Origin of the sequence: Vibrio sp. 10N.222.52.B7, assembly GCF_041474275.1 — a bacterium.
GTDB lineage: Bacteria > Pseudomonadota > Gammaproteobacteria > Enterobacterales > Vibrionaceae > Vibrio > Vibrio crassostreae_C.
This window is the reverse complement of record NZ_JBFRTU010000003.1, coordinates 76,456-83,323: the sequence shown is the minus strand read 5'-3', so window position 1 is coordinate 83,323 and position 6,868 is coordinate 76,456. Positions and strand designations below refer to the sequence as shown.

The window sequence follows — 6,868 nt, the reverse complement described above, 5'->3', positions numbered from 1 at the left end:
CTGCTATCTAGTATGAAGCAGGGCGGCCTTTTCGGTTTTAGAAAGTCAGGCATCAACGAGAGTTAACGTACGCGACTAAGCTATCCGTTGCTAAGTTCTAAGTTACGCTGGTGCTATAAGTAACTCTGTACGATGTCGTCAAGCTGTCCATCGTCTTTCATTTGGTCTAGGCGTTGGTTGATGAAGCTTTGCAGTTTAGGATCCATCTCAGGGTCAAACGCCAAATGGATAGGGTAGTTATTGATGACAGAACCAAACTCTTGCATCTGGTAATCATCAATACTCAGTTTTTGTTCGTTTAGGTTGTATTTGATTCGTGATTCCATTTCCACAAACACGGTGTCGCCAGGTGCTCGGTTCAGGACACGAAACGCAGCAGTGTAATCTTTTACTCGAATCTCGTTGAGCTTGCCCTGTTGGATATAAGGTTCCAAGTTCGGATACTCAAATCCTTTCAGCAATACTACGGCTTTCCCATCGAGATCATCGATTGTATTGAACTCAAATGGCTTTTTACCGCTGCTGAGTAATACGTGTTTTACATTGTAAATCGGGTCTTCAGATAGGTTCGCAGATTGAATATTCCCCCAACTAGGGCTGCCATAGGTAACCCAGTTTGGATTCTCTCTCGCATCGAGCTTGTCGATCATTCGATTAAAAGGGTAGGTGTGGTAGTTGATCTCATATTGGCTGTCATCAAACACGGCTTCCACAATATCTGAAACAATTCCTCTGTGAGATGACCCGTCAGTTTCGATTTGAAAAGGTTGCGCTTGGCTCGCAATAATGTAGTAGTGAAGAGGTTCGTTTGCAGAAGCATAACTGCTTGAAAACAAACTGACTATGGATGCAACGATAAGATGTTTTTTCATAACCTTCCCTAGTTATTTGATGAATGACGACTATTATACTAGTTGAGTAATTGTAGTTTGCTAGGATAACAATAATGGTAATTTGTGTATGGTGACAAAAGGAAAACGCTACGTTGGACTCTCCCGACAGTTGATCGGGATGATAATAGCGATCAGTACCTTATTCACAGTTATAGTGACAGGTCTCGGGTTGTATGTAGAGTACCAAAGTCGAGTTTCTTTTATCAGCTCTCAGATCGAGCAGGTCAAGGCTGGCTACCTTTCTGGTTTAACGGCAAGTTTGTGGGTTGAAGATCGAGAGCAATTGTTTGTGCAAGCCGAAGGCATCTCTCGCCTCCCTTCGGTCAGTTACCTTCTTATCGAAAGTCCCGATGAAAAAATTCTAGAGTTAGGTCAAAAGACCGAAGGCCAATCTTATTCTCAGTCTTGGGAAATGGTGCACCAGATGGGCGGCACAGACTTCCCGTTGGCGACGCTCACGGTGCAATCAGACTTGAGCATGATCCTAGATGACTTTGAAGAACGAGTGTTATTGCTGCTCGCCTTCGAAGCCGTTAAAATCTTCTTGTTGTCTCTCGTATGTTTAACCATCGTCTATCGTCTTGTCGTAAAACGTTTGATGACTATGTCTTCCCAAATCAACCAACAACAGGTCGAAGACAACAAACCGCGCTTTATAACGCCAACTCACTCTACTTACAAAGATGAGATATCGACTCTAGAGAGTAGCTATAACCGATCGGTAGAACGTATTCGTCAACAATATCAAGAGCTGGAAAAAGCCAAAGACGTTGCTGAGGTGGCCAACCGCAATAAAAGTGAATTTCTTGCCAATATGAGTCACGAAATCCGTACACCAATGAATGGGATTATCGGGTTGTCGTCTTTGCTCTCTGAAATGGATATGCCGAAAGAGCAAAAAGAGTACATCAACATGCTCAACACCTCTTCGCTTACGTTGCTCGACTTAATCAACGACATTCTCGATTACTCGAAGATCGAAGCGGGGCGACTAGAGCTTCAGCAAGAGCCGATGAAAATGATGGGCATTGCGGCCGACGTTGAATCAACCTTTCGAGTGAAAGCCGAACAGAAAGGGCTTCGATTCCAATTAGCGATCGACCCTAAGATCCCAACCATGGTGATTGGCGACGGTACACAACTAAGACAAGTCCTAAATAACTTAGTAGGTAACGCGATTAAATTTACCGAGCATGGCCACGTCACGCTCTCGCTTCGTTTGGAAGAGGTGGTTGAGCCTGAGCAAAAACTCAGAGTGAGGTTCGAGGTTGTCGACAGCGGTATCGGTATTGCAGAAGACAAACAGAAATCGGTGTTCGATAAGTTTCAACAAGCCGACGGCAGTACCACACGTATTTATGGAGGCACAGGGCTTGGTCTAACAATATGCGAGAAGATAGTGACATTGATGGGCAGCAAGCTTGAACTCACCAGTGTTGAAGGTAAAGGCAGTACCTTCTATTTTACGGCTGACTTTGACCCGTGTTTAGAAGCCGATGAAAGCAATATCGATTTCAATAAGGTTTCGGTTCTGCTTGTGGATGATAGCCAGCTGAACATGCGTATAACGTCTACACAGCTTCAATCCTTTGGCGTTAAGTCTGAGTGCTGTGAAACGGCAAACCAAGCGTTAGAGTTGGTTTCAGAGTCTGTGGCTAAGTCATCACCTTATGATCTCGTTCTGATAGACAAAGTAATGCCGTCCGTTGATGGCTTTCAACTGGCGAGAAGCTTAGTTGAACGCTTTGGTAGCGAGTGTCCCAAGTTAGTGATGATCTCTGCTGACCCTAGAAAGCAAGATGAAGCTCGTGCTAAACAAGTCGGTTTTGTTGCCTACATTGCGCGTCCTTACCAAGATAATCAGCTTAAATGGACCATCAGTGAGGTACTCGCGAGAGCGGCTGATACTTCAGTCTTTACCTATCCGAACAGAGGAGAGGTTGCGTTTAAAGACAATGAACCTGTGCCGTTAAGTAAACCTGCAGCGGTTGTTAAAGATGCTCCCATTGTCTCTGTAAACGCCACACCAGCCGATAAACAAGCTCCAATTCAAGCAGAGTCAAAACCTGTCGCAGTTGCCGGAGAATTTAGTGGTACAGTTTTAGTTGTTGAAGACTCGCGAGTAAACCAACAAGTCGCCAAGATGATGCTCAAGAAGCTTGGCTTTGAGGTTGATATTGCCGACAACGGTGAAATTGGTGTCGAGAAATTCAAAGCCAACGAATACGAGATGATTTTTATGGATTGTCAGATGCCGGTTCTCGATGGCTTCGAAGCGACCAAGCAGATCCGAGCGCTCGAAGAAGGGGCTGCAAAGCATATTCCAATCATTGCGCTGACGGCCAACGTCGTGCAGCGAGACAAGCATTTGTGCTTCGATGTAGGCATGGATGAGTTTTTACCTAAACCGGTTAACCAAGGCAAACTGAGAGAGATCGTAGCGAGTTTCTTGTCGAAAGAGACGGAATCAAACAAAGAACATGAGCAGCAAATTGTTTAGTTGAGTATCTCTAATCTTACTTTCATTAAAAGAGTAATGAGGCGAATTAGACATAGTCTTTTATGCCGTTGGTTATATTTGAAGTATCGTGTGAAAGAAATGATAAAGGTGGCCTGAAAAGACCACCTTTTTTGTATGTGTCGGTTTGAACTTAATCTCTATCGATTGCGAACGCAGACCATGCTTGACGTGTCGGCATCACTTCGACTCGGTTAATGTTGATGTGATCTGGCAAGGTTGCGATATAAAACATCTGCTCGGCAATATCCTCTGCTGACAACGGTGTAGTGCCTTGGTAAAGGTTGTCTGAAGCCGTCTGGTTACCTTTAGTTCTTACAAGAGTAAATTCCGTTTCTGCAATACCAGGGGAGAGGTCAGTCACTCGTACCCCTGTGCCTTGTAAGTCACAACGTAGGTTGTAACTGAACTGCTTTACGAACGCTTTGCTGGCACCATACACATGGCTTCCTGGGTAAGGCCACTGTCCGGCGATTGACCCAACATTGATGATTGAGCTTCCTGCGCCTTTTTTAATTAACGTAGGCAACAGCGCATGAGTAACATTAACCAAGCCTGTGACATTGGTATCGATCATAGTGTGCCAGTCTTTCAAGTCCACATCAGGCGCGCCTTCTGGTGCCAAAGCTAACCCAGCATTATTGACCAATGCGGTAATCGATGAAAATTCAGCGGGTAATGAATCAATGGCTTGTTTTACGGCGTCTGCGTCTCGAACGTCGAGTTGAATTACATGCACAGGCACCGTTAATTCTTCCTTTAGGTCGAGTAGCCTTTCGATTCGACGACCAGACAGCACTAACGACCAGTTATCTTCTGCGAAACGTTTTGCTGCCGCTTTGCCGAAACCAGAGGTTGCCCCTGTAATGAACGCTATCTTATCCATAAATACATCCTTCTAATTTGAAATTAACATAAGTAGTGCCATGCCGATCAAAATCGGCGCGGTCGTTGTTTTTGCAGACAAGTTCGGTACTGATAGATACAGTTTTTGCCCCAGTACATTGCCAATCAAAGCTGCCGGTAATAGCCATAAACCTGTGATGAACGATTCTTGGTTAAATGCGCCAATCCATATGAAGCCGATCAGTGAAATCGCTGAACTCAGCAGAAAAAACACAATCGCGGTGGCTCTCTGTTCACTGGTTTTAATGGTCAGGTTCATCAAATACGTCACTAATGGCGGACCTCCTGAAGAAGCGGTGGTCATGCTAAACCCCGAAATGGCTCCCGCCCAAAACGCGTGTCGTTGGTGCAACCAAGTGAGGCGTAAGTCCAAAATAATCAGCGTGCTAGCGACCAAAGACATCATCGCGATAAAGGCCTTCAAGCCTGATTCCGATATCGTGCTAATGAAATACAGCGAGAAAGGCACCGCAACCAACATGCCAATACACAGCGGCGCAATAAGCCGGATATTGATGGTGGTTTTACTTCGCTTGAGCAGAGGAAAGGCACTTAAAAAGTCCAACAAGATAGCGATGGTTACCGCTTGCAATGGTGGAACAATAAAGCTGAGGGAAAGCGCTACGATAATCGCAAACCCAAATCCTGAATAGCCTCGAACTACTCCTGCAAACAGAATCAATGTCATCGCTAATCCTAATTCCACTCTTGCTCACCTCTTTGCTTTTGATATTGCTGCTGCGTTAATTAGCGTTCGATGAGACCTGTCTCGTCTGCCTTTCAATCTATTCACACCTAAGAGTTTTGAATAGAGCCAGATCGACGATTGGATTGGGTCAGGCAGTTTGTTGGATCGGGGATGAGACTTGGGCTGATGTACTGGCCCAATGTTTTGTTGAAACTGACACTATGACCTCCGCCCTGTTTGGGATGAAGATTATTCCATCCGATAGCGCAGCCTTTTCAATGTCGTGTTTTGTGTCTTTCATTCTCGAAGACGAGCCAAGCACGAGCGGCTGTGAATCTAGTGTTGTTAATGGAGACGATGAAATGGAAGTATCAACAGAACAGCTTGTGAACCAAGATATTATCGACCTCGACAAGAGCGTATTTCATTCTTGGTCGATTCAAGAAGCAGCGGAGCCTATCGCCATTGCGGGTGGGCAAGGATGCAAAATGTGGGACTACGAAGGTAAAGAATACCTTGATTTTAGTAGCCAACTGGTTAACACCAACATTGGTCATCAGCATCCACAAGTGATCAAAGCGATTAAAGATCAGGCTGATTCATTAGTGACCGTTGCCCCTGCGACCGCCAACCTCACTCGTGGTTTGGCGGCTAAGCGTATCTTGTCGAAAGCGCCAAGCTCGTTTAAGAAGGTGTTCTTTACCAATGCAGGGGCAGATGCCAACGAAAATGCGATTCGCATGGCGCGACAATTCACAGGGCGTGACAAGGTGCTATCTGCTTACCGTTCTTACCATGGCAATACAGGTACTGCTATTGCTGCGACGGGGGATTTTCGTCGAATTCCAAACGAGTATAGCCGTGGGCACGTTCACTTCTTCAATCCATTTCTCTATCGAAGCGAATTCAACGCGGCGACTGAGGCAGAAGAGAGTGAGCGTGCCCTGCAGCATTTAGAGCGAGTGATTGAATGCGAAGGGCCAACAGCGATTGCAGCGATTATTCTAGAGACCATTCCGGGAACCGCTGGCTTTCTCATTCCGCCCAAAGATTACCTTATCGGCGTGCGTGAGCTGGCAACCAAACATGGTATTCAGCTGATCTTTGATGAGGTGATGGTCGGCTTTGGCCGCACGGGCAAGTGGTTTGCGTTTGAACACTTCAATGTAGTGCCAGATCTGATTACTTTTGCGAAAGGGGTGAACTCGGGTTATGTGCCGGCTGGTGGCGTGGTGGTCAGCGAACCGATCGTTGAGTACTTTAAGTCAAACTTCTTTATGGGCGGCTTAACGTACTCAGGTCACCCTTTGGCGATGGCTTCTATCGTTGCAACGCTCGATGTGATGGAGCAAGAGGGCATTGTCACACACGCTGATAACGTCGGTAACAGCGTTTTAGGGCCGCTTCTACTGAGCCTTCAAGAGTTGCACCCTATGATTGGTGATGTGCGCGGCAAAGGGATGTTCTGGGCTGTAGAGCTGGTGGAAGATCGTGAAAGTAAAACACCTTTGAGCAATGAAAAAATGGGGCAATTGAAAGCGCAATTGACCAAGCGAGGCCTGTTGACCTTCATTGTGAATAACCGCATTCACGTTGCGCCACCTTTGGTTATTCAGCCAAGCGAGATAAAGAAAGGCGTTAAGATCATTGATGAAGTGTTGTTTGAACTTGCTTCTTAATTCTTCAAAATATAGCTGACACAGAAACACAGAAACACAGGCACTTTGGTAAAGGATTCCCCGTCCTTTTCAAAGTGCTTATTTTTCCTGAGTGCTTGGCTTTTGAGTGTCTAGCTTCCAATTGGTTAGGTATAGTCGAAAAAGAGCATCGATTGATGCTCTTTTTTACGTCATTGTCTTGAAT

Annotated in this window: 5 protein-coding genes; 2 read left to right on the top strand and 3 right to left on the bottom strand. The window is 45.6% G+C overall.

What is annotated here, in order from left to right:
- Positions 1-113: 113 nt before the first annotated feature.
- Positions 114-872, bottom strand: a complete 759-nt coding sequence (locus AB4512_RS01920; protein ID WP_017061220.1) for an ABC transporter substrate-binding protein — start codon at positions 870-872, stop codon at positions 114-116.
- 88 nt (positions 873-960) lie between these two features.
- Between AB4512_RS01920 and AB4512_RS01915 the strand changes: the two genes are divergently transcribed.
- Positions 961-3,393 (top strand): response regulator, encoded by a 2,433-nt coding sequence (locus tag AB4512_RS01915; protein WP_372055648.1) that lies wholly within the window; start codon positions 961-963, stop codon positions 3,391-3,393.
- 151 nt (positions 3,394-3,544) lie between these two features.
- Here the strand turns inward: AB4512_RS01915 and AB4512_RS01910 are convergent, their stop codons facing one another.
- Both AB4512_RS01910 and AB4512_RS01905 read right to left on the bottom strand, forming a co-directional pair.
- Positions 3,545-4,297 (bottom strand): SDR family NAD(P)-dependent oxidoreductase, encoded by a 753-nt coding sequence (locus tag AB4512_RS01910; protein WP_017061222.1) that lies wholly within the window; start codon positions 4,295-4,297, stop codon positions 3,545-3,547.
- Positions 4,298-4,309: 12 nt separating this feature from the next.
- Entirely contained in the window at positions 4,310-5,005 is a 696-nt protein-coding gene (locus tag AB4512_RS01905) for a sulfite exporter TauE/SafE family protein (protein WP_017066352.1), read from the bottom strand.
- 362 nt (positions 5,006-5,367) lie between these two features.
- Here AB4512_RS01905 and AB4512_RS01900 point away from each other — a divergent pair, with 362 nt between their 5' ends.
- Complete coding sequence (locus tag AB4512_RS01900; RefSeq protein WP_017065135.1) at positions 5,368-6,684, top strand: aspartate aminotransferase family protein; 1,317 nt, start codon at positions 5,368-5,370, stop codon at positions 6,682-6,684.
- Positions 6,685-6,868 lie beyond the last annotated feature (184 nt).

Bases quoted from the DNA above. Each gene is read 5' to 3' on its own strand.
- AB4512_RS01920 (WP_017061220.1), bottom strand. From the start codon at position 872: ATGAAAAAACATCTTATCGTTGCATCCATAGTCAGTTTGTTTTCAAGC.
- AB4512_RS01905 (WP_017066352.1), bottom strand. From the start codon at position 5,005: ATGACATTGATTCTGTTTGCAGGAGTAGTTCGAGGCTATTCAGGATTT.
- AB4512_RS01915 (WP_372055648.1), top strand. From the start codon at position 961: ATGGTGACAAAAGGAAAACGCTACGTTGGACTCTCCCGACAGTTGATC.
- AB4512_RS01900 (WP_017065135.1), top strand. From the start codon at position 5,368: ATGGAAGTATCAACAGAACAGCTTGTGAACCAAGATATTATCGACCTC.
- AB4512_RS01910 (WP_017061222.1), bottom strand. From the start codon at position 4,297: ATGGATAAGATAGCGTTCATTACAGGGGCAACCTCTGGTTTCGGCAAA.